Source organism: Pseudoalteromonas sp. PPB1 (assembly GCF_015356275.1).
Taxonomy (GTDB): domain Bacteria; phylum Pseudomonadota; class Gammaproteobacteria; order Enterobacterales; family Alteromonadaceae; genus Pseudoalteromonas; species Pseudoalteromonas rubra_D.
This window is the reverse complement of the sequence record NZ_JACEQV010000110.1, coordinates 1-329: the sequence shown is the minus strand read 5'-3', so window position 1 is coordinate 329 and position 329 is coordinate 1. Positions and strand designations below refer to the sequence as shown.

Sequence of the window (329 nt, the reverse complement as noted above, 5' to 3'; positions counted from 1 at the left end):
ATTTGGAGCTTGGCAATGTCCTACTTTCACATGGGAAACCCCACACTATCATCGGCGCTATTTCGTTTCACTACTGAGTTCGGCATGGAGTCAGGTGGTTCCAAAATGCTATGGTTACCAAGCATAAACTGTTGCGCAAGATGTTTATCAACATCTCACTAAAATCTGGAAAAGCGTATTAAATTCTTATCGTCTACTTTATTTCTTAACTTCTAACAAACAAAACCACTTTGGCGTTGTATGGTTAAGCCTCACGGGTAATTAGTACGAGTTAGCTCAATGGCTCACACCACTTCCACATCTCGCCTATCAACGTTGTAGTCTTCAAC

General features: G+C 41.3%; 2 rRNA genes. Both read right to left on the bottom strand.

Features of this window, described 5'->3' with window-relative positions:
* Positions 1-7 precede the first annotated feature (7 nt).
* Positions 8-122 (bottom strand): 5S ribosomal RNA (gene rrf, locus IY568_RS24535).
* Positions 123-240: 118 nt separating this feature from the next.
* Positions 241-329 (bottom strand): 23S ribosomal RNA (locus IY568_RS24530); the annotation flags it as partial.